The organism is Streptomyces sp. NPDC056224 (genome assembly GCF_042267665.1).
In the GTDB taxonomy this organism is placed as follows: Bacteria; Actinomycetota; Actinomycetes; order Streptomycetales; family Streptomycetaceae; genus Streptomyces.
This window is the reverse complement of sequence record NZ_JBHJTK010000001.1, coordinates 134,547-161,028: the sequence shown is the minus strand read 5'-3', so window position 1 is coordinate 161,028 and position 26,482 is coordinate 134,547. Positions and strand designations below refer to the sequence as shown.

The following is a 26,482-nucleotide window of genomic DNA, read 5'->3' as shown; positions in this document are numbered from 1 at the left end:
CCGACACGCGTCCGACGCCGCGGCTCACCCGGCGGTCCCGTGCTCCGGGGCGGCGACGGCGAACTCGCACCACACGCATTTGCCGCCGCCCCGGGGCTCCACGCCCCAGGCGTCCGCGAGCCGGTCCACCAGCAGCAGCCCGCGCCCGGAGACCGCCCAGTCCCCCGCCTCGCGCGGACGCGGCAGGGCACTGCTGGAGTCCTCGACCTCGATCCGGATCCGGCCGTCCGCCGTCAGCCGCATGCCGACGTGGCCGCCGCCCTCCGTGTGCACCAGGGCGTTGGTCATCAGCTCGTCCGCCGCCAGTTCGATCTCGTCGGCCCGCTCCCACGCCCCCCAGGCGGCCACCGCCGCCCGGATCAGGTGGCGGGCCATCGCCGGGCCCTCCGTGTCGCCCGGTTCCAGCCGCTGGCGCAGCGGACCGCCGCCGCGCCCGGCGGGCGTGCCGCGGCGGCGCAGGACGAGCAGGGCCATGTCGTCCCCGCCGCCCGCGTCGCCGACCAGGTCGCACAGCACGTCGGCGAGCTCCTCCACGTCGACCGGCCCGCCGCGGACCGCGGCCATGAGCTCCCGCATTCCGCTGTCGGGGTCGGCGCCCGGCCGTTCGATCAGGCCGTCCGTACACAGCAGCAGCGTGTCGCCCGGGTGCAGTTCGAGGCTGGTGACCGGGTAGCCCGAGCCGGTCCCGGACTGCTCGCGGGCCGGCAGCCCGAGCGGCAGGCCGCCGGCCACCTGGACCCGGTGGCAGCTGCCGTCCCCGCGCCGCACGACCGGGTCGAGGTGGCCGGCGCGCACCATCCTGAGCATTCCGCTGGCGAGGTCCACCTCGGCGTACGTGCACGTGGCGAACCGCTCCGTCTCCAGCTCGCGCAGGAACGCCGAGGCCCGCGCCATCGCGGTGCCGGGGGTGTGCCCCTCCGCGATGTACGCGCGCAGCACGATGCGCAGCTGGCCCATGACGGCGGCCGCGTCCGTGTCGTGCCCCTCCACGTCGCCGATCATCACCCCGACCCGGCCCTCACCGAGCGGGATCACGTCGTACCAGTCGCCGCCGATGTCCCGCCCCATCCGGGCGGACCGGTACCGTACGGCGATCAGCGCACCCGGCACCGGGGGGATCCGGCGGGGCAGCATGGCCCGCTGGAGCCCTTCCGCGAGGTCGTGCTCCTGCTCGAAGAGCATCGCGCGCTGGAGGCTCTGGGCGATGCCGCTCCCGAGCGCCATCAGGAGGTTGCGCTCCTCGGCGGTGAAGCGGCCGTCGCGCGCGTAGAGCAGCCCGAGCGCGCCGATGGCCCGCCCCTGGGCGATCAGCGGCAGGTAGACCCCGCTGCGGACGGCCAGCGGCTCGATGTACGGCCACAACAGGGGGTAGCGCGTCTGGAACTCCTCCCGTGAGGCGAGGAAGACCGGCTGCATGCTGCGGACGGCCTCGCTCATGGGGAACCCCGCGTCGATCCGCGTGTATTCGATCTCGGGCACGTACGAGCCCAGCTGCCCCTCCGCGACCAGGTGGATGCGCCCGCCGTCCACGACGCCGAGCATGACGCTGACCGCGCCGAGGTGTCCGAGGGCCTGGGGGTCCTTGAGGATGTCGGTGACGTCGTTGACGGTGCGGGCGTGGGCGAGGATGGCCGTGGTCCGCTCGACGACACCGGTCATCCGGCGCCGCCCCTCCGCCTCGTCGCCGCCGGAGCCGGGCTCGCCGGGGTCGTGCGCGGCGTCACGGAGGATCCCGATCACGCGGTACGGGCGTCCCTGCGGCTCCCGCATGATGTGCCCCTGGATGTGGATCCAGGTCCGGGTCCCGTTGCGGCGGCGACTGCGGACATAGGCCCCGTAGTGGCTGCGGCCGTCCTTGAGCGCCTGCGCGACCCGGGCGTCGAGCCGGGCCGCGTCGGACGGCGGGACGCGGGGGCGCAGACCGGCGCTGGACCCGTCGAACTCGTCCGGGCGCAGGTCGAGCACCTCGAGGGCGGTCGGATCCAGGTACATCCGCCCGCTGTCGAGGTCCCAGTCGAACGTGCCCATTCGGTTGAGCGCAAGGCTCGTATCCGGCGTCGCGGGCCAGTCGACCTCGGGGTTCTGTCCCCTCTGGGCCATGCAGCCAGGGTCTCACCCTCCCTCGTTTTTCTCCTCATATCGGGAGGCCCCGCAACCCGGCCACCGTTCCCGCTCCGGACTCGGCTGCGGGGTGCGGACGGTCGGGCCCCGGGGATCGGCGGTGGGCTGCCCGGTCGGCAACCGCCGCCGCGGTCAGCCCTGGTGAGGTGCGTGTCTACGGGGACGGTGCGGTCGGCTCCGTGCCGGTAGGGGTCGGTGCGGTGGGCGGGCCGGAGGTCGTGGACCGGGTCGTGGCAGGCGTGGTGGTCCGGTCGGTGAGGTCCGGCGGGGGCGGCGGGGGCGGCAGCAGCGCGGGCGTCTGCGTCTCTTCGGTGGGCGTGGACGTGGGCGTGGTCGTGTCCTCGGCGGGCGTGGCCGTGTCCTCGGCGGGTGTGCCCGCGGTCGCGGTGGGCCTGTCCGTGTGCTCGGTCGGCGTGGTCCCCGTCCGCGTGCCCGTGGGCTCGGTCGGCCTACCCGTGTGCTCGGTCGGGGTCCCGGACGCGCCGGGCGAGGTGGCGGGCGCAGACGTGGTCATCGGCGGGGTCGGGAGCACCGGTGGCGGGACGGGCCTGTCGCGGCCCGGTTTCGGGCCGCGGTCGCGCTCGTACCAGCGGTGGTCCTCGTGGTCGTAGATCACGATCTTGTTGACGATCGTCTCGGAAGGCGCGATCACGACGACGTTCTGCGGACGGTACGCGGCCCACGGCTGCCCGTACCGCTGCGAGTAGGGCTTGAGGGGCACCGGCGGCCCCAGCGGGTTCCCGCAGGCACACCGCACGCGGGGCACCCCTCTGTCGTCCACCAGAACGGCGGTCCCCGCCTCGAGCACGGCCTGGTAGGGGGTCGCCCTGCCGTCCTTGTAGCCGTGGTTGGTGACCCGGGTGTCCAGCCGCAGCTGGACGGGGGTGAGAGAGCGCAGATAGCGCGGGACGTCCGCGGGCTGGATGCCCAGGGCCGAGGCGAAGGCGCTGTTCCTCGCGGGCTCCGCCGCCAGCGCCCTGATCTGCTTCTCGACGTCGCAGCTGGCCAGGTCCTGGGTCCCGCCGTACAGGCCCGGCTGGGCGCCGCTGACGGAGCGGGTGGTGATGGTGCCCGTCGCGGGCTCGGAGCCGGTGGGTGTCGGCCGGGGCTCCTTGACGCCCTGGGTCGTCACCGTGGACTCGGTGAAGGGGTCCTGTCCGGCGGACGCGGCCGGCTGCAGGAAGAGCTCCCCGCCCTTGCCGGGGGTGCCGCTGGGCCGGGTCAGCACCACGGCCAGCGCCACCGCCGCGGCCACGGCCACCAGCGCGGCCGCCAGCCGGGGCCCGGACCGCCACCAGGGCTTCCCGGCGGGCTGGCCGTGCGGCCCGGACCCCGGCCCGGACCCGGAGCCAGAACCGGATCCTGACCCGGCCCCGGACCCCGACCGCGGCCCTCCTCCGCCCGTGCCCCCGGGAGGCGGGGGCGGCGGGGCGCCCTGGCGGTCACCCGAGAGAGGCCCGGAAGGCGGGCCGGTGGGGCGTTCCGACGGTGGTGTGCCCGAAGGCTGCGTGGTCACCGATGCCCTCCTGGATGCTCCGCGAATGAACCAGTGCATACGGGTTCATCTCCAGCAGTCTCCGGACATCCTTCACTCCAGCGCACTATCGGGTGCGCCGTTCAGGTGGTGGCGCGTTCCGGGGCTGCCTACGGTGGCCCTGTGATCCGTTCCTGGCGTGACGCCGTGATCGCCGTACTGGCGGGGTTCCTCGTGATGACCGCCGTAGCCGCGGCCGGACTGGCCTGTGCCGGCGCCGGTGACCTGCCGGACGGCGCGTTCCCGCGGGTGGTCGCCGCCGTCGTCGTGCTGGCGGCCGGCGGCTCGGTCGAAATGGCCGGCGGCGCCGGTTTCCTGGTCGGCGCCGACGCCAGCCTGTCCGTACTCCCGCTGTCGGTGAGCCTGGCCGGAGCCCTCACCGCCGCGTACTGCTTCCTGCGGCCGCTGCACCACCGGGCAGTGGCCAGGCCACGCGAACTGCTGGCCCGGGCGGGTCCGTTGGTGCTGCTCTGGATGCTGGCGCTCGTGGGAGCCGCGCTCCTCGCCCGCCAGACCTTCGGCATTTCCACCGACGACTCCCCCCTCGGGGAGATCGGCGAACTCCTGGACTCGACCCCGACGGTGGGCTTCCAGGCGGATCTTCCCGCCACCCTGCTCTTCGGACTGCTCTGGATCCTGGGCCTCTTGCTGGTCACCCTGCTCGTCTCCCGCCGCGCACCCCTGCCGCCCGGGCTGGTCCGCTTCCACACGGCGGTGCGCCCGGCGGCCTCCGCCACGGTCGCGCTGCTGCTCGTGTACGTCGCCCTCGGCGTCGGGGTCGGCGTGATCGTGGCCGCGACCCAGGGCCATGCGGCCCGGACCATGGCCGTCGTGCTGCTGGGCCTGCCGAACCTCGCCTGGCTCGCCCTCACCGTGGGCTTCGGCGGTGCCTGGGAGGGCAAGGTCGACGGCCCCTTCGGACTGCCGATGCCGCACCCGCTGGACCAGGTGTTGCGCGGCCCCGACCTGTCCACGCTCGACCTGGCCTCGCTCACGGAACGGGACTCCCGGTGGTGGTGGCTGGTGCCGGTGGCCGCCGTCCTGCTGCTCGCCACGGGTGTCCTGGCCGCCGTACGCTCCCCCGCCCACGTCCGCCCCTGGCAGCACGCGCTGCACCTCGGCACGGCCCTGGCCCTCGCCACCCTGGCGGTCTGCCTGCTGGCCCGGGTCCACGCCCAGTTCGGCCTCACCCTGCTGGGCATCGGCGACGTGGACAGCCTCGGCGGGGAGGTCGCACTCGATCCCGTCCTGTGGCGCACGGTCGGCCTCGCCCTCCTGTGGGGCGCGGTGGCGGGCTTCGTGGGCGCCCTCCTGGCCCGCCCCCTCCACCGGCGCGGCCGCGTCGAAACCGCAGCGCCCCCGCACGTCTGAAGTGCGACCCGTACCCCCGGAGGTCTGCGTATCGGCGGGTCGGCGCACGGCGTCAGATGCGGTGCGCCGCAAGGCGGACGGGCGCCCCCGACCGGGCGTATTCGGGCGCGCCGGCCACGCACGGCGTGCCGTGGCCGGCGTCGTGCGCCCGCCGGGGACCGCGGGAGGCCCTCAGGGCCTCCCGAACACCGGCAGGGCCCACCGCGGAGGCGGTGGCGGCGGCTCCGCGGGCCCCGGCGGGCGCACCCCCGGTGTCGGCGGGCGGGCACCGGTCCCGGCCCGCCTGAGGGCGTCGGTGAACTCCAGGCAGCTGCTCCACCGGTCCTCCGGCGACTTGGCCAGCGCCTTCGCCAGTACCTCGTCCACCGCGGCGGGCAGCCCGGACCGCCGCGAGGTGAGCGGCGGCGGCGCATCGAACTGGTGGGCCCAGAGCAGGGCCATGTCGTCGTCCCGCTCGAACGGCGGCCCCCCGGCCAGGGTCTCGTAGACGACGCACCCGAGGCTGTACACGTCGCACCGGCCGTCCACCGGCTTCCCGGAGATCTGCTCCGGCGCCACGTAGTCCAGGGTCCCCACGAACTGTCCCACCGTCGTGAACCCGGTCAGCGACAGCGATTTCTTCGTCAGCCCGAAGTCCGTGAGGTACGCGTATTCGGGGTGGTCGCTGTCCGTCCCCTCCGCGATCAGGATGTTGCCCGGCTTCACGTCCCGGTGCACCAGGTCGTGATCGTGTGCCGCGTCCAGCGCCGAGGCGATCTGCCCCGCGATCCGGGCGGCCGTGTCCAGCGGCAGCGGGCCCGTGCGGTCCAGCATCGCCCGCAGGTCCTGCCCCGCGACGTACCGCATGGCGATGTACAGCAGCCCTTCCGTCTCCCCCGCCTCGAACACGGGCACGATGTGCGGGTGCTCGATGGCCGCGGCCACCCGCGACTCATGCGCGAACCGTTGCCTGAAGGTGTCGTTCCGGGCCAGTTCGGGAGCCAGCAGCTTCAGCGCCACCGTCCGGTCCAGGCGCAGGTCCCGCGCCCGGTAGACGACGGCCATCCCGCCGCGGCCGATCTCGCTCTCCACCTCGTACCCGGCGATGCGCCTGCCTCGCAGGTCGGAGGGGCGGCCGCCGACCGGCTCCGGCTCCATCACCCGTCCCCGCCTCCGGGCGTGTCCACGACGCGGGTCGGGTCGTACTCCGCCGGCCGCCCGGGCTGCGCGCCGGGCCGGCCCGCGATCACGTCGGCGGTCGGCGGACCGGACGGTGCGTCGGCCGCGTCGCGCCGATCCGAGGGCGCCGACGGGGGCTCCGGTCCGGGCGGGGCCGCCGGTTCCGCGGCGACCGCGTAGGTCGCCAGGCGCGTCCCGTCGCCGTACATCCACCGTCCCGCCGAGTCGTCGTAGAGCCACACGGACTCCCCGTCGAGGACGACCCCGGCCCGCAGTCCCTTCACCGAGCGCCGGAAGGCCTCGCCGTCCGCACGGCCGGAGGCGAGGTCGGCGACGGCCCGCCGGTAGCGCTCCAGGGCGTCGGCGCTGCGCGCGAGCTTCGGGCCCGGATCCTCGGCCCGCCCCGGCTGCCGTCCCGCGGCCGTCGGCGGCGGTTGCGGGACGGCGATCAGCAGCCGTCCGTCCACCCAGGCGGACCATCCGTTGGAGCAGAGGATCTCGCCCCAGTCCCCGCGGCGGGAGAGCAGCTGCACGGGCAGGAAGGGGTCGAGGGGCTCCGTCGGCCGGGAGACGTCGGGGCCTTCCCAGGCGGCCAGGCCCTCCTGCGGCACGACGTGGGTGGGCCGGAAGTCCAGGGCGTCGTCCGGGTTCGTCATGGGCGGTCCTACTTCCGCATGATGGCGGGCTCGTGGCGGCGCAGCAGCCGGGCGACCAGCACCCCGAAGAACACCGACAGTGCCACCAGCATGCCGAGGTTGAGGAGCCACACGCCGGGGCTGTGGGCGAACAGCGGGTCTTCGGTGAGCGGGCCGGGCAGGATCGCGCCCAGGTCGATGGTGCCCGCCATCGCGCCGAGCGCCCAGCGCGAGGGCACGAGCCAGGCCAGCTGCTCGATCACCGGCACCCCGTCGAGCCGGAGCAGTGCGCCGCAGAAGACCACCTGCACGATGGCGAGGAGGACGAGCAGCGGCATGGTGACCTCCTCCTTCGTGACCAGCGCGGAGACCAGCAGCCCGAGCACCATCGCGGTGAAGGACAGCAGCGCCACGGCGATGGTGATCTCGACGAGGGGTGGCAGGAAGACCCCTTGCCCGCCGGGCGCGCCCAGTTTCACGCCGAAGAGGCCGACGAGCGTCAGCACCACGGCCTGGGCCACGGTGATGGCCCCCAGCACCACCACCTTGGACATCAGGTAGGCGGAACGCGAGAGCCCGACGGCGCGTTCGCGCCGGTAGATGACCCGCTCCTTGACGAGTTCGCGGACGGCGTTGGCGGCCCCGGTCAGTACGCCGCCGACGCACAGGATGAGCAGGGCGTTCATCGCGGTCTCGCGGGTGAGCTCGTCGCCCGCCAGGGCCCGGGCCATGGCTCCCATGACGAAGGGCAGCGCGATCATGATGGCGAGGAAGGTCCGGTCGGCGCTGAGCGCGGCCGCGTACCGCCGGACGAGGGTGGACAGCTGGGACCCCCAGCTCTGGGACTTGGGCGGCGCGGCGACGAAGCCGGCCGGCTGCTGCCCCGGCTCCCGTTCGGCGCCGTCCGTCCGCGGCTGCCGGAGGGCACCCTCGACGTACCTGCGGTGCAGGGGCGAGGTCGCGTACTCCCCGGCCCAGTCACGGCCCTGCTGGTCCTCGAAGGCTTCGAAGGCCTCGGGCCACTGCGCGAAGCCGAAGAAGCCGAGGGTCTCCCCGGGCGGCCCGTAGTACGCGATGCGCCCGCCAGGTGCCAGGACGAGCAGCCGGTCGCAGACGTCGAGGCTGAGCACGCTGTGCGTCACCACGATGACGGTGCGGCCGTCGTCGGCGAGGCCGCGCAGCATGTGCATCACCGAGCGGTCCATGCCGGGGTCGAGTCCGGAGGTGGGCTCGTCCAGGAAGAGCAGCGAAGGCTTGGTGAGCAGTTCCAGGGCGACGGACACGCGTTTGCGCTGGCCGCCGGAGAGGCTGTGGATGAGCTGGCCGGCCCGCTGCTGCAGGCCGAGTTCGCCGATCACCTCGTCGACCCGGGCCAGGCGCTCGGCCTTGGCGGTGTCCTGCGGGAAGCGCAGTTCGGCGGCGTAGGTGAGGGCGCGCCGGACGGTGAGCTGGGTGTGCAGGATGTCGTCCTGCGGGACGAGTCCGATGCGGCTGCGCAGTTCGGGGTAGTCGCGGTAGAGGTCGCGGCCGTCGTAGAGGACGGTGCCCCGGTCGGCGGGGCGCAAGCCGGTGAGCGCGCCCAGCAGGGTGGACTTGCCCGCTCCGCTGGGGCCGACCACGGCGAGCAGGCATTTGGCGCCGACGGGGAAGGAGACGGCGTCGAGGAGGGTCTTGCGGCCGCGGTCGACGACGACGGTGAGGTCCTGGACGTCGAGGGAGACCTCGCCCGTGTCGACGTACTCCTGGAGCTGGTCCCCGACGAGGCAGAAGTCCGAGTGGCCGATGCCGACGATGTCGCCCTCGACGAGGGGGGCGGCCCGCTCCACGCGGGCGCCGTTGAGGAAGGTGCCGTTGTGGCTGTCGAGGTCGGCGATCTCGTAGGTGCCGTCGGCGAGCGCCCTCAGTTCGGCGTGGCGGCGGGACACGATGAGGTCGTCGATGACGAGGTCGTTGCCGGGGGCGCGGCCGATGCGGACGGTGGTACGGGCGGGCACCGGGCGGATGCTGGTCGGCTGCCGGAAGGTGCCGGTCAGGGAGGGGTTCGAGACCCCGGAGGGCCGGGAACCGGGGCGGGGCGGCGCCCGGTCGACGAGGACGGCGCGCGGGCCGTCGGCGGCGCTGCCGAAGCGCAGTTCGCTGCCGGGCCCGACGATCCACTCGTGGACGCGGTGGCCGTCGGCCCAGGTGCCGTTGGTGCTGCCCTCGTCCTCGACGGTCCAGTGGTCGCCGTCGGGGCGCAGGAGCGCGTGGTGCCAGGAGACGCGGGCGTCGTCGAGGCAGATCTCGCAAAGGGGGTCCCGGCCGACGTGGTAGATCCGGCCCGGGCTCATCTCCGTGGAGCCGAGGTCGGTCTCCAGAACGAGCTCGGGCGCGGTCGGCACACCGGGGCGCTGGACCATGTGCAGATTTTCCCACGATCCGGCGGCACTGGCACCGGCCGCACATAACCGCAGGTCAGAGGCGGCTTAAGGGTAATGACAACGGTCCCCGTTGCAGCCTTTGCCGATCCCGGCGAGGTGCGCTTCACTTCACGCGTCGGAACCGAACAAACGGGGGACGCCATGACCGGGCACGATCACGCGCACGACGACACCGGCCACGGCGGGCACGGCGGGCACAGCCACGGCGTGGCCGCCGACGCCGACCGGCGCTGGCTGGCGATCGCGCTCGGTCTGATCGGCGCGTTCATGGCCGTCGAGGTGATCGTCGGCATCATGGCCGATTCACTGGCCCTGATCTCCGACGCGGCCCACATGCTGACCGACGCCGTCTCGATCGTCCTCGCGCTGATCGCGATGCGGCTCGCCGCCCGTCCGGCACGCGGCGGTTTCACGTACGGCCTCAAGCGGGCGGAGATACTCTCCGCCCAGGCCAACGGGCTGACCCTGCTCCTGCTGGCGGTCTGGCTGGCCTACGAGGCGGTGCGCCGGCTGATGGATCCGCCGGCGGTGCAGGGCGGCCTGGTCCTGGTGACCGCGCTCGCGGGCATCGTCGTCAACGTGGCCGCGGCGTGGTGCATCTCGAAGGCGAACCGGTCCTCGCTGGCCGTCGAGGGCGCCTACCAGCACATCCTGAACGACCTGTTCGCCTTCATCGGGACCGCGGCCGCCGGTCTGATCGTGCTCACCACCGGCTTCCGGCAGGCCGACGCGATCGCCACCCTCGTGGTGGTGGTCCTGATGGTCAGGGCGGGCTACGGCCTGGTCCGCGAGTCCGGCCGGATCTTCCTGGAGGCCGCTCCGGCCCATGTGGACCCGGACGCGGTCGGCGACCGGCTCGTAGGGCACCCGCCGGTCACCGAGGTGCACGACCTGCACATCTGGACCATCACCTCCGGGCAGGCGGCGCTCTCCGCGCACGTGCTCGTCGAGCCGGCGGGCGACTGTCACGCGGTGCGCCGGGACCTGGAGCGGCTGCTGGCCGGGGAGTACGGGATCACGCACACCACCCTCCAGGTGGACCACGTACAGGACACCCTCCTCACGGTCGGCCGCGCGGGGGGCGAGGGGCCGCGGGACGCCCACTGCGCGGACGCGCACGGTCCGGTCCACCGGCAGGGCCCGCACGAACACTGAACGGCCGGAATCCGCGGGAACCGGCCGGGCCGGGCCGGGATCACTGAGTCCGCGCCGCGCGGGGCATGGATGGACGCATGACGCACAAGCGCAGTGCCGGACTGCTCCTGTTCCGGCGAACGGGTGAGGGGTCGGACCCGGGGGTCGAGGTCCTGCTCGGCCACATGGGCGGCCCGTTGTGGGCCGGCCGGGACGCCGGGGGATGGGCCATCCCCAAGGGCGAGTACGAGCCGGACGAGACGCCGCGGGACGCGGCCCGCCGGGAGTTCACCGAGGAGATCGGGCTGCCGCCCCCGGAGGGCGAGTACCTGCCGCTGGGCGACGTGCGGCTGGCCGGCGGGAAGCTGGTGACCATCTGGGCGGTGGAGGCGGACCTCGACCCCGCTCTGATGGTGCCGGGGACCTTCTCCATGCAATGGCCGCCGCACTCCGGGACCGTGCAGGAGTTCCCCGAGCTGGACCGGGTGGCCTGGTTCGCTCCCGCGATGGCGGAAATCAAGCTGATGCCCTCTCAAGTTCCTTTTCTGGAGCGCTTGTTGGCACTGCTCAAGGGTTGACTCGACCATTACTTGCCAACGAACCCCCCTGCATGGACATTGCACATATGACGAGCGTCGTGCTGGTGGGAACCCTGGACACCAAGGGTGTGGAGTACGGCTGGCTGCGCGAGAGGCTGCTGCGCGCCGGCGTCGAAGTGGTACTGGTCGACACGGGAGTGATGGGCCGGCCCCGGGTGCCCGCCGACGTACCGCGCGAAGCGGTGGCCCGGGCCGCCGGGGCGGAACTGTCGGACCTGCGCGCGGCCGCCGACCGGGGCGCGGCCGTCACCACGATGGCCCGGGGCGCGGAGGCGACCCTGATGCGTCTGCACGCCGAGGGCCGGCTGCACGCGGTACTCGCGATCGGCGGCAGCGGCGGCACCTCCATCGCCACCCGGGCGATGCGCGCCCTGCCGCTGGGCGTACCGAAACTGATGGTCTCGTCCATGGCGTCGGGCGACGTCGCGCCGTACGTGGGCTCCGCGGACATCACGATGATGTACAGCGTCGTGGACATCGCGGGGATCAACAGCGTTTCCGCGCCCGTCCTGGGCAACGCGGTGGAGGCGGTCGCCGCCATGGCCAAGGCCTTCGCCCGCACGTCCTCGGACACCCGCCGCCCGGCCCGGCTGGGCGCGGGCGGCCGCCCGCTGGTCGCCGCGAGCATGGCGGGCGTGACCACGACCGGCGTGGACGCGGCCCGCGAACGGCTGACCGAACTGGGCTACGAGGTACTGGTCTTCCACGTCAGCGGCAGCGGAGGCCGCACCCTGGAGAAGCTGGCCGGCCAGGGGGTCTTCGAGGGCGTCCTCGACCTCACCCTCAGCGAGCTCGCCGATGACCTGTGCGGGGGCATCCTCACGGCCGGCCCCGACCGGCTCAGTGCGGCCGGGCTGGCCGGGGTTCCGCAGGTGGTGAGCCTGGGCGCGCTGGACATGGTCAAGTTCGGCCCGCTGGAGACGCTGCCCGAACGGGCCCGCTACCGACGGGTCCGCGTCCACAACCCGTCCATCACGGTGATCCGTACGACCGAGGCCGAATGCGCGGAGCTGGGCCGGCGCGTCGCCGCCAAACTCCGGGCGGCCACCGGACCCACCGCGGTCTGCGTCCCCTTGCGCGGGCTCTCCACGCTCGGCGCACCGGGCGGCCCCTACCATGACCCCGACGCGGACCGGGCCCTGTTCTCGGCGCTGCGTGACGGCTTGCGGGGCAGCGCCGCCCGGCTCTACGACTACGACACCCACATAAACGACCCGGACTTCGGGCGGGCGGCGGCCGACCGGCTGCACGCCATGATCGGCGCGGTGCCGGCCGCCGCCTGAGACACCCCCGCGCGGTTGGGAACCGGCCGTGGCGGAAACTGTGTCCCTGGGTTTGGCCGGTCGGCGACCGGACGGCCCGAGGACACGGCGGCAAGGGGGCGGGAAGCGATGAAGGACACGCGGACGTCATGGACGGTCCCCGGTTACACGGAGGTGCGGGAGCTCGGCTCGGGCGGCAGCGGGCGGGTCGTACTCGCCGTGCACGACGGCACGGGCACGGCGGTCGCGGTGAAGTACCTCAGCGACCGGCTGCGCCAGGATCCGGCCTTCGTCGGCGAGTTCCGGGCCGAGGCCCGCCTGCTCGGCGGGCTGCGGTCGCCTTACGTGGTGGGCCTGTACGAGTACGTGGAGTCGCCCGGCGGCGCGGCCATCGTCATGGAACTGGTGGACGGCATCTCCCTGCGGGCCCTGCTGAAGCAGGCCGGCCGGGCGGACGCCGAGGCCGCGCTGGTGGTCTTGAAGGGGTCCCTCCTCGGGCTGGCGGCCGCGCACCGGGAGGGCGTGGTCCACCGCGACTACAAGCCGGAGAACGTACTGGTCGCGGCGGACGGCTCGTCGAAGCTGGTGGACTTCGGGATCGCCGCGGGCCGCGGGACGACGCCGGGCGTGGCCGGAACCCCCGCCTACATGGCGCCCGAGCAGTGGCAGGGCCGGCCGGCCTCGCCCGCGGCCGACGTGTACGCGGCGACGGCGACCTTCTTCGAGTGCCTCACCGGGCGCAAACCGTACGACGGGGAGAACTTCGCGGAGCTCGCGGTCCAGCACATCGAGGCGCCGGTGCCCGAGACCGAGGCCCCGGAGCCCGTGCGCCCGCTGATCCGGCGGGGTCTGGCCAAGGAGCCGGAGCAGCGGCCGGAGAACGCCGAGGCCTTCGTGACGGAACTGGAGGGCGTGGCCCTCGCCGCGTACGGGCCGCAGTGGGAGGAACGCGGCCAGCGCAAGCTGGCGGCGCTGGCCGCGCTGCTGCCGCTGCTGTTCCCCTCGGCGGGCGCCGCGGCGGAGGGCACCACGGCGGTGGCCACGACCACGCTGCACAGCGGCTCCGGCTGGGCCCCCGGCCGGAGCGGCTGGCTGGCGGCCGGGGTGGCGCTCGTCCTGGGAGCGGCCCTGGTGCTCACCACGGACGCGATCGGCGCGGCCCCGGGCGGGGCCTCGGCGCTGAGCGCGTTCGCCACGACGAGCGCGGCCCCTCCCGGACCGGGATCACCGGCCCCGGGCCCGAAGGCCTCCGCCTCCCCCTCCCCCTCCGCGAGCGCGAGCCCCTCGGCGTCCCCGAGCGCCTCGCCCTCGCCCTCGCCGTCGGCGACTCCGACGCCCACCGCGTCCTCGGCCCCGAGCCCGACGCCGAAGCCGACGGTGAGCTGGTCGACGGTCCCGACCCCCACCCCCACGCCCACCCCGACCCTGAAGGTCACGAAGGTCGACGTCTCGCTCAAGACCGGTCTCTACCGGGGCGAGGCGACCGTGACGCTCGCAGCCCAGGGCACCGGGCCCGTCACCGTCGTACTGGAGTGGTTCCTGGGGAGCGGGCCGGGCGACTACTCCGTGCCCGACGGCACGGACACGGTCGTCGTCCAGTCCGGATCGGTGGCCACCGTGGTCCAGACCCACGCCTTCACCCGCGACCGCGGCTGCTACGGCGGGGTCAGGGTCACCACCAAGCCCGCCGCCGGCAACAAGTCCGCGTCCGACTCCCAGTACCTGCAGCGGTGCCAGGAGGTGCCCCGATGAGCGGTCCCCACGTCCCGGGGGGCGACGACGACTACAGCGCCACCGTCCTCGGCAGCCACTGGTTCTCCGGGCCCCCGGTGGCTCCGGAGGTGGCCCCCGACCGGGTCGAGGGTTCGGTGCTCCGGTTCGGGCCCGGGGTCACGGCGGCCATGCCCGCCCCGTTCCCCGTTCCCGTCTCCGCCACCGCCGTACGGGGCGCCGGGCGTCGGCGCGGCGCGGGGCTGCGGCGGTACACGCTGGCCGCGGTCGTCCTGCTCGCGGTCCTCGCGTACCTCGGGTGGCAGCGGTACGGGCCCGCCCTCGTCGTCCGGGACGTGGCCGTGACCACCGATCCCGGGGGCCCGGCCTGCGACACGGCGGCCGACGTGGTGGCCGTCGTCCGGACCAACGGGCGCCCGGGAACCCTCACCTACCGCTGGCTCCGCAGCGACGGCACGCACTCCGAGCGGCTGACCGAGCGGGTACCGCGCGGGCAGCGGGAGGCCCGGCTGCACCTGCTGTGGACCTTCCGGGGCGCCGGGACCTACCCCGCGAGGGCCGAGGTCGAACTGCTCTCGCCCGGGCAGCGCACGGCCGCGGTGGACTTCACGTACGTGTGCCGCCCGTAGCCCTTCCGGCCGGGGCAGGTGCGGCCGTCCCGCACGGATGCCGTGTCCGCGCGGATGCCGTGTCCGCGCGGGAGGCCCGGGCCGCACGGGAGACCCGGGCCGCACGGAAGGCTCGCGGCCGCTTCGGGGAGCGGCCGCCGGCGGTTCCCGCGACGGCGCCACCGCGCCGTGCCGTCCCCCGCCGCAACCGGGGGACGGGGACCGAGGAGGCGGGGGGAGGGGCTAGAACCGCGCGTGCGCGCTGATGTCCGCCGCGAACTCGCCCGTCATCGCCGGGGTCACCGTCGGCCTGCACTGGCGGGCGGCCGCCAGGTACTCCTCCGTGCCCGCGCCGAGCTGCGCGGCCACCGCGCCCCGCGCGCCCACCGCCTCCAGGTCCCGTTCGAAGGACACCTGCGCCGCGATCCGCGCCGCGTGCTCGATGTCGGCCGGTGTGAACAGCTCGGTCGCCGCCACCAGGGCGGGTACGTCGACGTCCGCGCGCCCAGCCGTGTAGCGGGACCAGATCGCGGCGCGGGCCCCGGCGTCCGGGGTGCCGATCGGGATCAGGTAGTCGAAGCGCCCGGGCCGCAGGAAGGCCGGGTCGAGGGAGCGGATGGAGTTGGTGGCGCACACCAACAGCCGCTCGTCGCCCTCCCGGAAGCCCGGGATCAGCTTGAGCAGTTCGTTGGTCACCCCGTGGATGCCGCCCGGCTGCGCGGGCTCGGTCCGCACGGGCGCGATCTCCTCGACCTCGTCGATGAAGACCAGGACCCGCTCCAGCTCGGCGATCCGGGCGAACGCGTCGCGCAGCGCGGCGGCGAGGTTGCCCTCGTCGGCGAGCCGGGAGGGCAGCAGTTCGACGAAGGGCCAGCCGAGCCGGGAGGCGATGGCCCGGGCGAAGGTGGTCTTGCCGGTGCCGGGCGGGCCGAAGAGGGTGATGGCGCGCGGCGGCCGCACGCCGTGCGCGGCGGCCCGCTCGGGTTCGGCGAGCGGCAGCACCACGCGCCGCTCGATGAGGTCCTTCTCCTTCTCCATGCCCGCGACCCCGGCCCACAGGTCGCTGGGCAGGAACCGGCCGCCGAGGTCGTCGAGGAGGCCGGCCGCCGGTCCGTGCAGCGGCTCGGTCTTCTCGAAGTACGCGACGGCGGGCTGCCGCGTGTAGCCGGCGTTGAGGAGGCCCTCGCCGAGCAGGTCCTCCTCGGGCAGGACGTACGCGATCCGGCCGACGCGCGCCGCGACGAACCGTCGCTCCAGCTCGACGAGCAGGGCGCTGGCCAGCCCCCGGCCGCGCCAGCCCGCGGCGATCGCGATGCGCATCACCCAGGCGCGCTCACTGGTGACGCAGCCGAGGGCCGCGCCGATGGGGACACCCTGGTGGACGGCGACCACGCAGGGCTGCCGGCCGGTGAGGGCGCTGATGCACTCGGCGAGCGAGAAGACGGACTCCTGGCCGAGTTCGGCCGTGGTGTCGATCAGATGGACGACCGCCGCGAGATCGCTCTCGCGGTAGTCGTGGATGAGCCAGTTCACCGGGTACCGCCCCTCGTTCGTGCTCCTGTTGGCGAGGCTAGGGGCGGCGGGGCCGGGCGATCACGCTCCGCGGTGCACAACAGCCGGTCCGGAAACCGTCCGTGTCGTCCATAGACTGGTGGCTTCCGCCCGAACGCCAGACCGAGGACCCAGCACCTTCATGTCTTGCCACAAATCCGCGGTCCGACGCGGGCATCTCATATGGTCCGTCCCGTTCCTCTGGACCCTGGCGTTCGGTCTGTGGGGGCTCTCCCGGCAGCACAGCGTGTGGCGGGACGAGGCGGCGACCTGGCAGGTGGCCGGCCGGTCGACGGGTGAGATCTGGGCCATGCTCGGGAACGTCGACGCCGTGCACGGGCTGTACTACCTGCTGATGCACGGCCTGTTCGAGGTGTTCGGGGCGGGTACGACGACCCTGCGGCTGCCGTCGGTGCTGGCGGTCGCCGTCGCCGCGGGGTGCCTGGGCCTGATCGGGCGGCGGCTCGCCGGGCCCTGGGCGGGGCTCGGCGGCGGACTCGCCCTCGGGCTGTTGCCGGCCGTGCAGTTCTACCTCCAGGAGGGCAGGCCGTACGCACTGGTCGCCGCCGGGGCCGGGCTGTCGACCCTGCTGCTGGTCTCGCTGCTGGAGCTCCCGCCCGGGCGGCGGGCCTGGCCGCGCTGGACGGCGTACGGGATCACCCTGCTGCTGTGCGCCCTGCTGAACTGGCTGTCGCTGCTGCTCCTGCCCGCCCACGCGGCGACCCTGTGGTGGGTGCGGGCCGGCCGCGGGGTGTGGCTGCGCTGGGCGGCGTACGGCGCGGGCGCGGTGGCGGGGGCGCTGCCGCTGATCCTGTTCAGCCGGGGGCAGTCCGACCAGGTGTCGTGGATACCGCCGCTGACCTGGCACATGCTGATCGGGCCGGGGATCCTGCTCGCGATCGGCGGCCTCTGCGCGTGGGCGGACCGGCCCCGCGCGGGCCGGCTGTCGGCGGCGGCGGTCGGGCTGCCGCTGCTGGCGGTGCCGCTGCTCGGGCTGATGGGGCTTTCGCTGGTCCAGCCGCTGTTCCTGGACCGGTACGTGCTGTTCGGCATGCTGGGCCTGGCGCTGCTGATCGGCGCCGCCCTGGGCGCTGCCGTACGGGCAGCCGCGCCGCGTTTCCCGAAGGCCGCGGGCCTGCTCGTGCCGGGGGTGGTGGGGGTCGCGGTGCTGGCCCTGCTGCCGGTGGAACTGGGCAAGCGGGCCCCGGCGAGCCGGGTCGACGACGTCCTGGCGGTGGCCGGCGAGGTGGCGCGGCTGAAGCGGGCCGGGGACGCGGTGCTGTTCGTACCCGCGGCGCGGCGCGACACCGCGCTGGTCTCCCCCGGTGCCTTCACGGGCCTGGCGGACGTGGCGCTGGCAAGGACGCCGGTGGCCTCGGCGACGCTCAAGGGCGAGGAGGCCGACCCTGCGCGGATCCGGGCGGCGCTGCTCGCACAGCGGCGGGTGCTGCTGGTGACGGACGCGGCGGAGGTCGCGAAGGCGCCGTCGGCGGAGCGGGACAAGGCGAAGGCCTCCGTGCTGGGGGAGCGGTTCACGGTGGTCGAGGACCGGCAGGTCCGGGGCCGCCGGGTGACGGTGTACGAGCGGCGCCCGTAGGGACGGTTCGGCGCAAACACCTCGGTGACCGGCCCGGGTGGGACATGTCCGGCCGTGACCCGAGTTTCACATCGGGTTCACCGGATTCACAGCGGATTCATACGGAATACCTCCCTCCGGACACAGGTTCGGCAGGCAGGGTCGGAACATGATCCACCGGATGCTCCCCCGAACGGCCCGCCGCACGCGTGCACGGCGGGCGTCCAGGATGCTGCTGGCGATGGCCGCCATGGCCGCGCTGATCAGCGTGGACGTCCCCGACGCCCCGGTCGGTCCGCCGCTCGGGGTCACCGCGCCGGCCCTGTCCGACGCCTCGGCGGACCGGGTGGGCGCGCTGTTCTCCGGCGGACTCGACGGCGGGCACTTCTGCACCGCCGCGGTGGTGCACAGCGACGACCGCGATGTGATCGCCACCGCCGCCCACTGCGTCGGCGATCCTGACACCACGCTCTTCGCACCGGGCTACCGGGACGGCGAGGCTCCGTACGGCGTGTGGAAGGTCACCGCTGTCCACGTCGCCCCGGGCTGGACGGACGGCGCGGACCCGGACGCCGACATCGCCTTCGCGACGGTGGCCCCGGTGGACGAGGGGCAGTCCGGTGCGGTCGAGGACCTCGTGGGCGGCTTCCCGGTCGCCGCCGAGCAGCCCGCCGGCGCCACGGCGACGGTCATCGGGTACCCGCGCACCGACGAGACCCCGCTGCGCTGCGCCAACACCACCACCCTGTTCTCGGACACCCAGCGCCGCATCGAGTGCCCGGACCTCAGCGGCGGCACCAGCGGCAGCCCCTGGTTGGTGGACGGCGCGCTGGCCGGGGTGCTCGGCGGCTACGAGGGCGGCGGCGCCGTCCCGGAGGTCTCGTACAGCGCGGTGATGGGCGACCAGGCGGTGGAGCTGTACCGCGAGGCGGCGGACGCGGGCTGAGGCCCCTGCGCCCGCCGCGGCCACGCTCGTCCCGGATCCGGGACGGGGCGGGAAGGGCCGGGGCGGGTCGGGCCGGGGCAGGTCCGAAGGGCCGGGGCGGGTTCAGACGTCGGCGGACTGCCCGTCCAGGTCGGCGGCGGGCGTCGCGAACCAGGTCGGCTCGTCGCGCAGGGCGCGGTGGATGCGGTCCAGGGCGAACGACTCCAGCGGGGGGAGCGCGTCCACCTCGAACCAGGCCACCTCCAGCGACTCGCTGTCGTTGGCCCGGGCCTCGCCGCCGGTCGCCCGGCAGCGGAAGGTGATGTCCTGGAACTGGCAGACGTCACCGTTGGGGTAAGTGATCGGCTCCAGCATCTGGACGAGGACCACCCGCTCGGGGACGCACCGCACGGCCGTCTCCTCGTACACCTCGCGCACGGCGGTCTCGGCGGGCTGCTCGCCCGGCTCGGCGATTCCGCCGACCACGGACCACCGACCGGTGTCGGAGCGCCGGCCGAGCAGCACCCGTCCCCGGTCGTCGACGACGATGGCCGTGACCCCGGGCAGCAGGAGCAGCCGGTGACCGGCGGTGGCGCGGATCTCGCGGATGAAATCGGGAGTGGTCATGCCCCGACCCTACGAGGCCGGGGTACGAGGCCGGGGCGGTGGCTCCGTCGTCAGGCAGCCCGGCGGGCGCGGATCCGGCGGGCCAGGACCCGGCCGAGCCCGCCCGCGGCGAGGAGGAGGAGCGCGTACTCGGGCAGCGGTCCCACGACGGTGGCTGGGGTGCGGGTGGAGCGCAGCGGGATCTCGGCGACCAGTGCGTCGGCGGTGAACATCTCCGTCTGCTGCACGACCTTCCCGTCGGGTCGGATGACCGCGCTCACTCCGCTGGTGACGGGCACGAGGACGGTGCGGCTGTGCTCGACCGCGCGGACCCGGTCCATGGCGAGCTGCTGGTAGGTCATCTGGGTCCGGCCGAACGTGGCGTTGTTGCTGGGTACGGCGATCACCTGGGCGCCGTCCCGCACGGTGGACCGGACGGCGTCGTCGAAGGCGGCCTCGAAGCAGGTGACCATGCCGACGCCGCTGCCGGCCATGTCGAAGACGCCCGGGTCCTTGCCGGGGCCGAAGTCGCGGCGCACCCGGTCCACGTCCGAGCTGAAGAGCCGTACGAAGGAGCGCATCGGGATGCGCTCGCCGAAGGGCTGGATCTTCCGTTTGTCGTAGGTGTCGGTGGGGCCGGCCACCGGGTCCCAGAGGATCATCGTGTTGCGCAGCGGGCCTGTCTCCGGGGACACGACGGCGCCGATGGCGACGGGCACGCCGATGGCCTTGACCGCCCGGTCGATGACCTCGTACGCGTCCGGTTCGGCGTACGGGTCCAGGTCGGAGGAGTTCTCCGGCCAGACGACGAAGTCGGGCTTCGGGGCACGGCCGGCCTTGACGTCGTCGGCGAGCTGGATGGTGCGGTTGACGTGGTTGTCCAGGACCTGGCGGCGCTGGGCGTTGAAGTCGAAGCCCAGGCGGGGCACGTTGCCCTGGATGACGGCGGCCACGGCGGTGCCGTCCTCGGCCGCGTCGGAGACCAGGGGCCGGGCCGCGAGGCCGGCGCCGATGGGGACGGCGACGGTGAGCGCGGCCAGTGCCGCGGTGGCGCGCCGCGGGTGGTCGCGGGCGACGCGCAGGGCTTCCCAGAGGCCGAATCCGCAGAGGGCCACGGCGAAGGAGAGCAGCGGGGTGCCGCCGAGGGCGGCGATCGGGGTGAAGACGCCGTCGGCCTGGCCGAAGGCGAGCTTTCCCCAGGGGAATCCGCCGAAGGGGGCCCGGGCGCGCAGGCCCTCGCCCGCGACCCAGACGGCGGCGGCGAACAGCGGCCAGGCCGGGAGGCGGCTGACGAGGGCGACGCCGAGGCCGGTGAGTCCGATGAAGAGGGCTTCGAGGGCGGCCAGCGCCAGCCACGGCACCGCGCCGACTTCCGCACCGGTCCAGACGAGCAACGGCAGCAGGAAGCCGAGCCCGGCGAGCAGCCCGAGGCCGAAGCCGGTCCGGGCGCGGCGGCCGTGGAGGCAGCCGGCGAGCAGGGCCAGCGCGAGGGGGGCCAGCCACCATAGGGGGCGGGGCGGGAAGCTGAGGTAGAGCAACGCTCCGGCGAGGGCGGCGAGCGCGGCGCGCAGCAGTGCGGCGCCCTTCCGTTTCGCGCCGGGGGCGGGGCGCACCGCGGCTTCGGTCGTGGCTCCGGCTGCGGGGTGCGCGGGCTCGTTCCCGGCCGCGCGGGTGACACTGCTGCTCATCTGGCGGAGTGTACGTCCCCCGACGCCGGGAGCCGGTAAGCAGTCACCCGGCGAGGGCCCGGAGGTGGGCACGGATGACCCGGACGGCGTTCTCGGCGTCGTCGACGGTGACCGTGAACCGTTTCCCGTCGCCGAGCCTCAGCTCCAGCCCCTCGCCGCGCCGGACGATGACCGCGGTGCCCTTCTCGGGCCGCCAGCGGTAGCCCCAGCCACCCCACTGCTGCGGGGTGATCCGGGGGATGAACTCGGCGGACGTCACCTCCGCGAGGCGGATCTTGCGGCGTGGCAGTCCTACGTGGCCGCAGCGGACTTCGACGGCCTCGGAGTCGACGGTGACGGCCACGTGGACGAAGGCGAGGGTGCCGTAGAGGATGAGCAGCCCCGCGGCGAGACAGCCGATCACGGACATGAGCAGCGGAACGAAGCCGGAGGTCCACGCGTTGTCGACGGCGAGCTCGATGCCGAGCGCCATACAGGCCGCGCCGGCGGCGGCGATCAACCACTGCACGCGGTTGGAGGCCCGGCCCGTCCAGAGCGGACCCGGAGGGTGACCCGTCATGTGTAGCAGCGTACTCACGTTCCGCAGGCGCGCCACTGCCTCTCGCCCACACGCCGCACCACGCCTCACCCTCAGCCTCACCCTCAGCCTTCGCCCACGCTTGACCTGAACCAGACTTGAGGTTCTACGGTCCTGGACATGACCCTTCACCAGGCAGTCGAGAGCGATGTACCCGAGCGCTACCGCACCGCGGTGGTGCCCCACATCATGGTGGCCGACGCGCCCAGCGCGATCGCGTTCTACGTCCGGGCCTTCGGCGCCGTCGAGGAGTTCCGGATCGACCGGCCCGAGGGCGGGGTGCTGCACGCCGAGATACGGATCGGCGAGGCGGTCCTGATGCTGGGCGACACCTCCGAGGGCCCCTTCACCGCGCCTCCGGTCCTGGGCGGGACCTCGGTCGCGCTGCACGTGTTCGTCCCGGACGTGGACGCGCTGGCCCGGACCGCCGTGGCCGCCGGGGCGGAGCTGGTGCAGGAGCCGGCGAACCAGTTCCACGGCGACCGGACCGCCGTCCTGCGGGATCCGTCCGGACACCTGTGGATCTTCCTGACCCACCTGGAGGAGGTCTCCGGGGAGGAACTGACGCGCCGCCTCGCAGGGGCGTAGGCCTCGGCCGGGTACGGGCTGCCGTGGACCTGGGCGGGGACACCGACACCGTGGCGGCGGTGACCGGAACCCTCGCTGGGGCCCGGTACGGGGAGCGCTCGGTCCCGGAGCACTGGGCGGCGGCGCTGCACGTGCCGCTGCCCGGGTTCGGGGACCGGGTGCTGGACGCGGACGACCTGCGCGGGCCGGCCCGGCGGCTGGCGTCGGCCGGACCCGGCTGAGGGTCAGCTGAGGGTCAGCTGAGGGTCAGCCGACGGGCGCGCGGTGGCCGGCGAGCAGCCGCCCTTCCGCGTACCCGAAGGCGGCGGCGGGCAGGGTTCCGACGCGCCCGCTGCGCAGGACGGTCAGGCTCCCGGTGGCGGGCAGGGCGGGCTCGGGCCGGGCACCGATCCGGCGCAGCGCCTGGACGGCGACGGGCTCGGCGGAACCGTGGAAGACCAGCTCCGCGCCCTGTGTCCGGGCGGCCAGGGCAGAGCGGATCGCGGACTCGACCAGCTCGTAGTGCGTGCAGCCGAGCACCACGTCGGTGACGTCGGCCGGCGTCAGGGCGGCGGCCGCGGCGACGGCGGCCTCGACGGCGGCGTCGTCGGCGGCCTCGACGGCGTCGGCGAGCCCGGGGCAGGGCACCTCGGTGACGTGGACCCCGGAGGCGAACTCGCGGATCAGACCGCGCTGGTAGGGGCTGCCGGTGGTGGCGGGGGTGGCCCAGATCGCCACGCGCCCGCCCGCTGCCGCGGCGGGCTTGATCGCCGGTACCGTCCCGATGACCGGGATGCCCGGCTCCAGCTCGGCCCGCAGGGCGGGCAGGCTGTGCACGGAGGCGGTGTTGCAGGCGACGATCAGCGCGTCGGGGCGGTGCATGGCGGCGGCCCGGGCGACGTCGAGGGCCCGCCCGGTGAGGTCGGCGGGCGTCCGCGGCCCCCAGGGCATCCCGTCGGGGTCGTTGGACAGGACCAGATCCGCGTCCGGCCGCAGCCGCCGCACCGCCGCGGCCGCTGCGAGGAGGCCGATTCCGGAGTCCATGAGCGCGATCTTCACCCGCTCACCTTAGTCGACGCCCCCGCCTAGCCCCCTCCCGCCCGGTCCCCGACACCTTCCCGTACGGCGCCGGGGCCGCCATGCCCGCATCCGTGCGGCGGGTGGGCGGGCGCGGCGGGCGGGGCGGAGGCGGCGGTCGCGGTCGCGGTCGGAACGGCAACGGCCCCGGGCGGCCGACGCCGCTTCGGCCCGCCCTGCCCGCCCCCACCCGACCGCGACCCACTCCGCCCCAACGGACCCACCCCCTGATCCCCGCGCCCGAACCGGTCCGCCCCGTCCGCCGCATGCGACCGCCCGCCGCCACGCCACCGGGAGGCAGTGAGCCGGCGCCGAACGGCCTCACGTCCCACAGCCCCGGCCCGCCGACCCCGCCGCCACGCCGCCCCACATCGCACCGCACCGCGCCCGCGGAACCGAGCGGCACCCCGACCCCGGCCCGGCCGGCGAAGCCCGCCGCACCCGGGGCGTCGGGGTGCGCGACACACCCCGCGCGGCCCGGCACACTGCGGCCATGGGCCTCCTCACCGCCGCCTGCGCGGCCTACGCCTCCCTCGCCGCCTGGCTCTGGCTCACCCTCGCCCAGGGCATGTTCTGGCGGACCGACGTCCGGCTCCCCCCGCGTACCGCCCCCGCCCGCTGGCCCTCCGTCGCCATCGTCGTCCCGGCCCGGGACGAGGCCGGGGTGCTGCCCCGCAGCCTGCCCTCCCTCATCGCGCAGGACTATCCCGGCGAGGCCGAGGTCATCCTGGTCGACGACGGCAGTACGGACGGGACCGGCGCCCTCGCCCTGCGGCTCGCCCGCGAGCATCCGGGGCTCCCGCTGACCGTCACCTCCCCCGGCGACCCCGCCCCCGGCTGGACCGGCAAGCTCTGGGCCCTGCGCCACGGCATCGCGCTGGCCCGCACCGCGCACGCCGCCGAGCCCGACTACCTCCTCCTCACCGACGCCGACATCGCGCACGAGCCCGACAGCCTCCGCGAGCTGGTCGCCGCCGCCACCTCCGCCGGCCTCGACCTCGTCTCCCAGATGGCGCGGCTGCGCGTCGTCGGCCTCTGGGAGCGGCTCGTCGTACCTGCCTTCGTGTACTTCTTCGCCCAGCTCTACCCGTTCCGCCGGATCAACCGCCCCGCCGCCCGCACCGCGGCGGCCGCCGGCGGCTGCGTCCTGCTGCGCACCGGGGCCGCCGTGCGCGCGGGCGTGCCGGACGTCATCCGCCAGGCCGTCATCGACGACGTCTCGCTCGCCCGCGCCGTCCAGCGCTCCGGGGGCCGGATCTGGCTCGGGCTGGCGGAGCGGGTCGACAGCGTGCGCCCGTACCCCGCGCTCGGCGACCTGTGGCGGATGGTCTCGCGCAGCGCCTACGCGCAACTGCGCCACCAGCCCCTCCTGCTCGCCGGGACGGTCGCGGGCCTGGCGCTCGTGTACCTCGCGCCCCCGGCCGCCCTCCTTGCCGGGCTCGCGACCGGACACCCGGCGGTCGCGTGGGCCGGGGGCCTGGCCTGGCTGCTGATGGCCGGCACCTACCTGCCGATGCTGCGCTACTACGGGCAGTCCGCCGTCCTCGCGCCGCTGCTTCCGTTCACCGCGCTGCTGTACCTCCTGATGACCGTCGACTCGGCCGTCCAGCACTACCGGGGGCGCGGCGCGGCGTGGAAGGGCCGTACCTATGCCCGGCCCAGCGACGCGTGAAACGGCGAACTGCTGCCCGAAACAGCGTCATCCGAGGTCACCGGCTTGTGACGCTGCGTCAGCACCAAGTCGGTGCACTACACAACCGGTGAGTACGAGTAGGAACAAGCTGGGGTGGAAGTGGCGAATCGTGCACGTGAACGTCAAGTGAAAGCTGTGGCCCTGACCTGCGAATATGCAGGTCAGGGCGGTGTTCGGGTCACCTCGCTATGGACCCCGTGAATTCGTGGGCTTAACTTAGGTCCCATGACCTCCCCCCGCTCCACTTATGGCGGCGGTTACTACTCCGCGCCCTCCTTCCCGGACACCCCCATCTACGACTCCCTCGTCGCCGAACGCGGCACTCCGCAGATCGCTCCGATCCGCGTCCCGGCCGCCTACGACTCCCCGAGCGCCGGGTATTCGAGCGGTGGGTACCTGCCGGCCCTCGCGTCCTCGCTGCCGGCCCTGCCCCCGGCGGCGCCCCAGCAGCAGGCGCCCGCGTACGGGTACCCGTACCAGCAGCAGGGCGCACCGCAGCCGATGCCGCTGCAGCACGCGCCCGCCCCCTACATCCCGCAGCAGCAGCCGATGGCCGCCCGCTCGGGATACATGCCGCAGCCCCAGCAGCAGCAGCCCCGTCCGGTCGCGACGACCACCGGGTACGAGGCCATGCGTCCGGCCGCGCCGCGGCCGATGCAGGCTCCCGCGCCGGTGCCGGCCGCCTCGTACGAGGACCCGTACGGCCGTCCGTACCAGGGGCGCGGCTACTGACGGAGGAGCGTTGACCGCTGGGGCGGTGGAGGGGGCGACTGGCAGGATGCCCCCATGTCGAACTTGTACGTCCAGGCGCTTCACGTCCATCCCGTCAAATCGGTAGCGGGGATCGCTCCCGACGAGGTGGCCGTGGAGCCCTGGGGGCTGTCCGGGGACCGGCGGTGGGCGCTGGTCGACTCCGGGGGAACCGTCATAACCCAACGCCAGCAACCGCGACTTGCCCTGGCGGCCGCGCGGCCGCTGGACGGCGGCCGGATCGCGGTGTCGGCCCCCGGGACGGCGGAACTGGTCGTGGAGGTGCCCGCACCGGGTTCGCCGGAGCCGGTCCTCCTGTTCGGGAAGAAGATCGATACCGTGGTCGCGGCGAGCGCCGCGGCCGATTGGTTCAGCGCGTACCTCGGAGAGCCGGCGCGGCTGGTGCACCTGGACGATCCGGCCGTACGGCGGCCCGTGGACCCGGACTACGCGCTGCCGGGCGAGACGGTGAGCCTGGCCGACGCGTACCCGCTGCTGATCACGACCCTGGCCTCGCTGGACGCGCTCAACGCGCTGATCGCGCAAGGGGGACATCCGCAGGAGGGCCCCCTGCCGATGAACCGGTTCCGCCCCAATGTGGTGGTCTCCGGGGCGGAGGCCTGGGCCGAGGACGGCTGGCGGCGCATCGCGATCGGCGACGCCGTCTTCCGCGGGGTGCGGGAGTGCGGGCGGTGCGTCGTGACGACCACCGACCAGGAGACCGCGGAACGGGGTAAGGAGCCTCTGAAGACCCTTGCCGTGCACCGGCGGATCGGGAAGTCCCTGGCTTTCGGGCGGCAGCTGGTGCCGGTGCGGCTGGGTACGGTGCGCGTCGGCGACGAGGTCCGCGTCCTGGAATGACCCTGAAAGACCTTTTGGGAATGACATGTCGCGATTGA

General features: G+C 74.4%; 22 protein-coding genes and 1 pseudogene. 13 read left to right on the top strand and 10 right to left on the bottom strand.

The window, feature by feature from the left end:
- Positions 1-24: 24 nt before the first annotated feature.
- Both ACFCZ1_RS00740 and ACFCZ1_RS00735 read right to left on the bottom strand, forming a co-directional pair.
- Positions 25-2,100 carry a SpoIIE family protein phosphatase gene (locus ACFCZ1_RS00740; protein WP_376676135.1) on the bottom strand — a complete coding sequence of 692 codons (2,076 nt, stop codon included), beginning with the start codon at positions 2,098-2,100 and terminating at the stop codon, positions 25-27.
- 175 nt (positions 2,101-2,275) lie between these two features.
- Positions 2,276-3,637 carry a DUF6777 domain-containing protein gene (locus ACFCZ1_RS00735; protein ID WP_376676134.1) on the bottom strand — a complete coding sequence of 454 codons (1,362 nt, stop codon included), beginning with the start codon at positions 3,635-3,637 and terminating at the stop codon, positions 2,276-2,278.
- Between the two features lie 141 nt (positions 3,638-3,778).
- On the opposite strand from ACFCZ1_RS00735, the gene ACFCZ1_RS00730 reads away from it, so the two are divergent.
- Positions 3,779-5,026 (top strand): streptophobe family protein, encoded by a 1,248-nt coding sequence (locus ACFCZ1_RS00730; RefSeq protein WP_376676133.1) that lies wholly within the window; start codon positions 3,779-3,781, stop codon positions 5,024-5,026.
- A gap of 171 nt (positions 5,027-5,197) precedes the next feature.
- Here ACFCZ1_RS00730 and ACFCZ1_RS00725 read toward each other — a convergent pair whose 3' ends face one another.
- Genes ACFCZ1_RS00725 through ACFCZ1_RS00715 form a run of 3 tightly spaced genes read right to left on the bottom strand, consistent with a single transcriptional unit; the run spans position 5,198 to position 9,218 of the window.
- A complete protein-coding gene (locus tag ACFCZ1_RS00725) occupies positions 5,198-6,163 on the bottom strand; it encodes a serine/threonine-protein kinase (RefSeq protein ID WP_376676132.1) in 966 nt (321 codons plus the stop codon).
- Complete coding sequence (locus ACFCZ1_RS00720; protein ID WP_376676131.1) at positions 6,163-6,840, bottom strand: hypothetical protein; 678 nt, start codon at positions 6,838-6,840, stop codon at positions 6,163-6,165. Before ACFCZ1_RS00720 ends, ACFCZ1_RS00725 begins: the two co-directional genes overlap by 1 nt.
- A gap of 8 nt (positions 6,841-6,848) precedes the next feature.
- Positions 6,849-9,218, bottom strand: a complete 2,370-nt coding sequence (locus tag ACFCZ1_RS00715; protein ID WP_376676130.1) for an FHA domain-containing protein — start codon at positions 9,216-9,218, stop codon at positions 6,849-6,851.
- A gap of 162 nt (positions 9,219-9,380) precedes the next feature.
- Between ACFCZ1_RS00715 and ACFCZ1_RS00710 the strand changes: the two genes are divergently transcribed.
- The 5 genes from ACFCZ1_RS00710 (at position 9,381) to ACFCZ1_RS00690 (ending at position 14,594) form a co-directional block, all read left to right on the top strand.
- The gene (locus ACFCZ1_RS00710; protein WP_376676129.1) at positions 9,381-10,394 is read left to right on the top strand and encodes a cation diffusion facilitator family transporter; all 1,014 of its coding nucleotides are present in this window, start codon (positions 9,381-9,383) and stop codon (positions 10,392-10,394) included.
- Positions 10,395-10,471: 77 nt separating this feature from the next.
- Positions 10,472-10,951: an NUDIX domain-containing protein gene (locus ACFCZ1_RS00705; RefSeq protein WP_376676128.1), complete on the top strand. Its 480-nt coding sequence runs from the start codon at positions 10,472-10,474 to the stop codon at positions 10,949-10,951.
- 47 nt (positions 10,952-10,998) lie between these two features.
- Positions 10,999-12,255 (top strand): Tm-1-like ATP-binding domain-containing protein, encoded by a 1,257-nt coding sequence (locus ACFCZ1_RS00700; protein WP_376676127.1) that lies wholly within the window; start codon positions 10,999-11,001, stop codon positions 12,253-12,255.
- 108 nt (positions 12,256-12,363) lie between these two features.
- On the top strand, positions 12,364-13,986 hold the full coding sequence (locus ACFCZ1_RS00695; protein WP_376676126.1) for a serine/threonine-protein kinase: 1,623 nt from the start codon (positions 12,364-12,366) through the stop codon (positions 13,984-13,986).
- Positions 13,983-14,594, top strand: a complete 612-nt coding sequence (locus ACFCZ1_RS00690) for a hypothetical protein (protein ID WP_376676125.1) — start codon at positions 13,983-13,985, stop codon at positions 14,592-14,594. The genes ACFCZ1_RS00695 and ACFCZ1_RS00690 overlap by 4 nt, the downstream gene beginning before the upstream one ends.
- 222 nt (positions 14,595-14,816) lie before the next feature.
- Here ACFCZ1_RS00690 and ACFCZ1_RS00685 read toward each other — a convergent pair whose 3' ends face one another.
- A complete protein-coding gene (locus ACFCZ1_RS00685) occupies positions 14,817-16,106 on the bottom strand; it encodes an ATP-binding protein (RefSeq protein WP_376676124.1) in 1,290 nt (429 codons plus the stop codon).
- A gap of 160 nt (positions 16,107-16,266) precedes the next feature.
- On the opposite strand from ACFCZ1_RS00685, the gene ACFCZ1_RS00680 reads away from it, so the two are divergent.
- Both ACFCZ1_RS00680 and ACFCZ1_RS00675 read left to right on the top strand, forming a co-directional pair.
- On the top strand, positions 16,267-17,721 hold the full coding sequence (locus ACFCZ1_RS00680) for a hypothetical protein (RefSeq protein ID WP_376676123.1): 1,455 nt from the start codon (positions 16,267-16,269) through the stop codon (positions 17,719-17,721).
- A gap of 160 nt (positions 17,722-17,881) precedes the next feature.
- A complete protein-coding gene (locus tag ACFCZ1_RS00675; protein ID WP_376676122.1) occupies positions 17,882-18,646 on the top strand; it encodes a trypsin-like serine peptidase in 765 nt (254 codons plus the stop codon).
- A gap of 102 nt (positions 18,647-18,748) precedes the next feature.
- Here the strand turns inward: ACFCZ1_RS00675 and ACFCZ1_RS00670 are convergent, their stop codons facing one another.
- The 3 genes from ACFCZ1_RS00670 to ACFCZ1_RS00660 are packed head-to-tail and all read right to left on the bottom strand — an operon-like array spanning position 18,749 to position 21,478.
- The gene (locus ACFCZ1_RS00670; RefSeq protein WP_376676121.1) at positions 18,749-19,252 is read right to left on the bottom strand and encodes an NUDIX domain-containing protein; all 504 of its coding nucleotides are present in this window, start codon (positions 19,250-19,252) and stop codon (positions 18,749-18,751) included.
- A gap of 50 nt (positions 19,253-19,302) precedes the next feature.
- Positions 19,303-20,919, bottom strand: coding sequence for an apolipoprotein N-acyltransferase (gene lnt / locus ACFCZ1_RS00665; RefSeq protein ID WP_376676120.1), 1,617 nt, complete (start codon positions 20,917-20,919; stop codon positions 19,303-19,305).
- 43 nt (positions 20,920-20,962) lie between these two features.
- Positions 20,963-21,478: a hypothetical protein gene (locus tag ACFCZ1_RS00660; RefSeq protein WP_376676119.1), complete on the bottom strand. Its 516-nt coding sequence runs from the start codon at positions 21,476-21,478 to the stop codon at positions 20,963-20,965.
- Positions 21,479-21,616: 138 nt separating this feature from the next.
- On the opposite strand from ACFCZ1_RS00660, the gene ACFCZ1_RS00655 reads away from it, so the two are divergent.
- Positions 21,617-22,084: a VOC family protein gene (locus ACFCZ1_RS00655; RefSeq protein ID WP_376676118.1), complete on the top strand. Its 468-nt coding sequence runs from the start codon at positions 21,617-21,619 to the stop codon at positions 22,082-22,084.
- Positions 22,085-22,095: 11 nt separating this feature from the next.
- Positions 22,096-22,305 (top strand): annotated as a pseudogene (locus tag ACFCZ1_RS00650) (ADP-ribosylglycohydrolase family protein); the annotation flags it as partial.
- A gap of 25 nt (positions 22,306-22,330) precedes the next feature.
- Here the strand turns inward: ACFCZ1_RS00650 and ACFCZ1_RS00645 are convergent.
- On the bottom strand, positions 22,331-23,122 hold the full coding sequence (locus ACFCZ1_RS00645) for a glutamate racemase (RefSeq protein WP_376676117.1): 792 nt from the start codon (positions 23,120-23,122) through the stop codon (positions 22,331-22,333).
- Positions 23,123-23,633: 511 nt separating this feature from the next.
- Between ACFCZ1_RS00645 and ACFCZ1_RS00640 the strand changes: the two genes are divergently transcribed.
- The 3 genes from ACFCZ1_RS00640 (at position 23,634) to ACFCZ1_RS00630 (ending at position 26,444) form a co-directional block, all read left to right on the top strand.
- Positions 23,634-24,812, top strand: a complete 1,179-nt coding sequence (locus ACFCZ1_RS00640; RefSeq protein WP_376676116.1) for a glycosyltransferase — start codon at positions 23,634-23,636, stop codon at positions 24,810-24,812.
- 246 nt (positions 24,813-25,058) lie between these two features.
- A complete protein-coding gene (locus tag ACFCZ1_RS00635) occupies positions 25,059-25,565 on the top strand; it encodes a DUF6643 family protein (protein ID WP_376676115.1) in 507 nt (168 codons plus the stop codon).
- Between the two features lie 54 nt (positions 25,566-25,619).
- Positions 25,620-26,444, top strand: coding sequence for an MOSC domain-containing protein (locus ACFCZ1_RS00630; protein WP_376676114.1), 825 nt, complete (start codon positions 25,620-25,622; stop codon positions 26,442-26,444).
- The last annotated feature ends 38 nt before the right edge of the window (positions 26,445-26,482 follow it).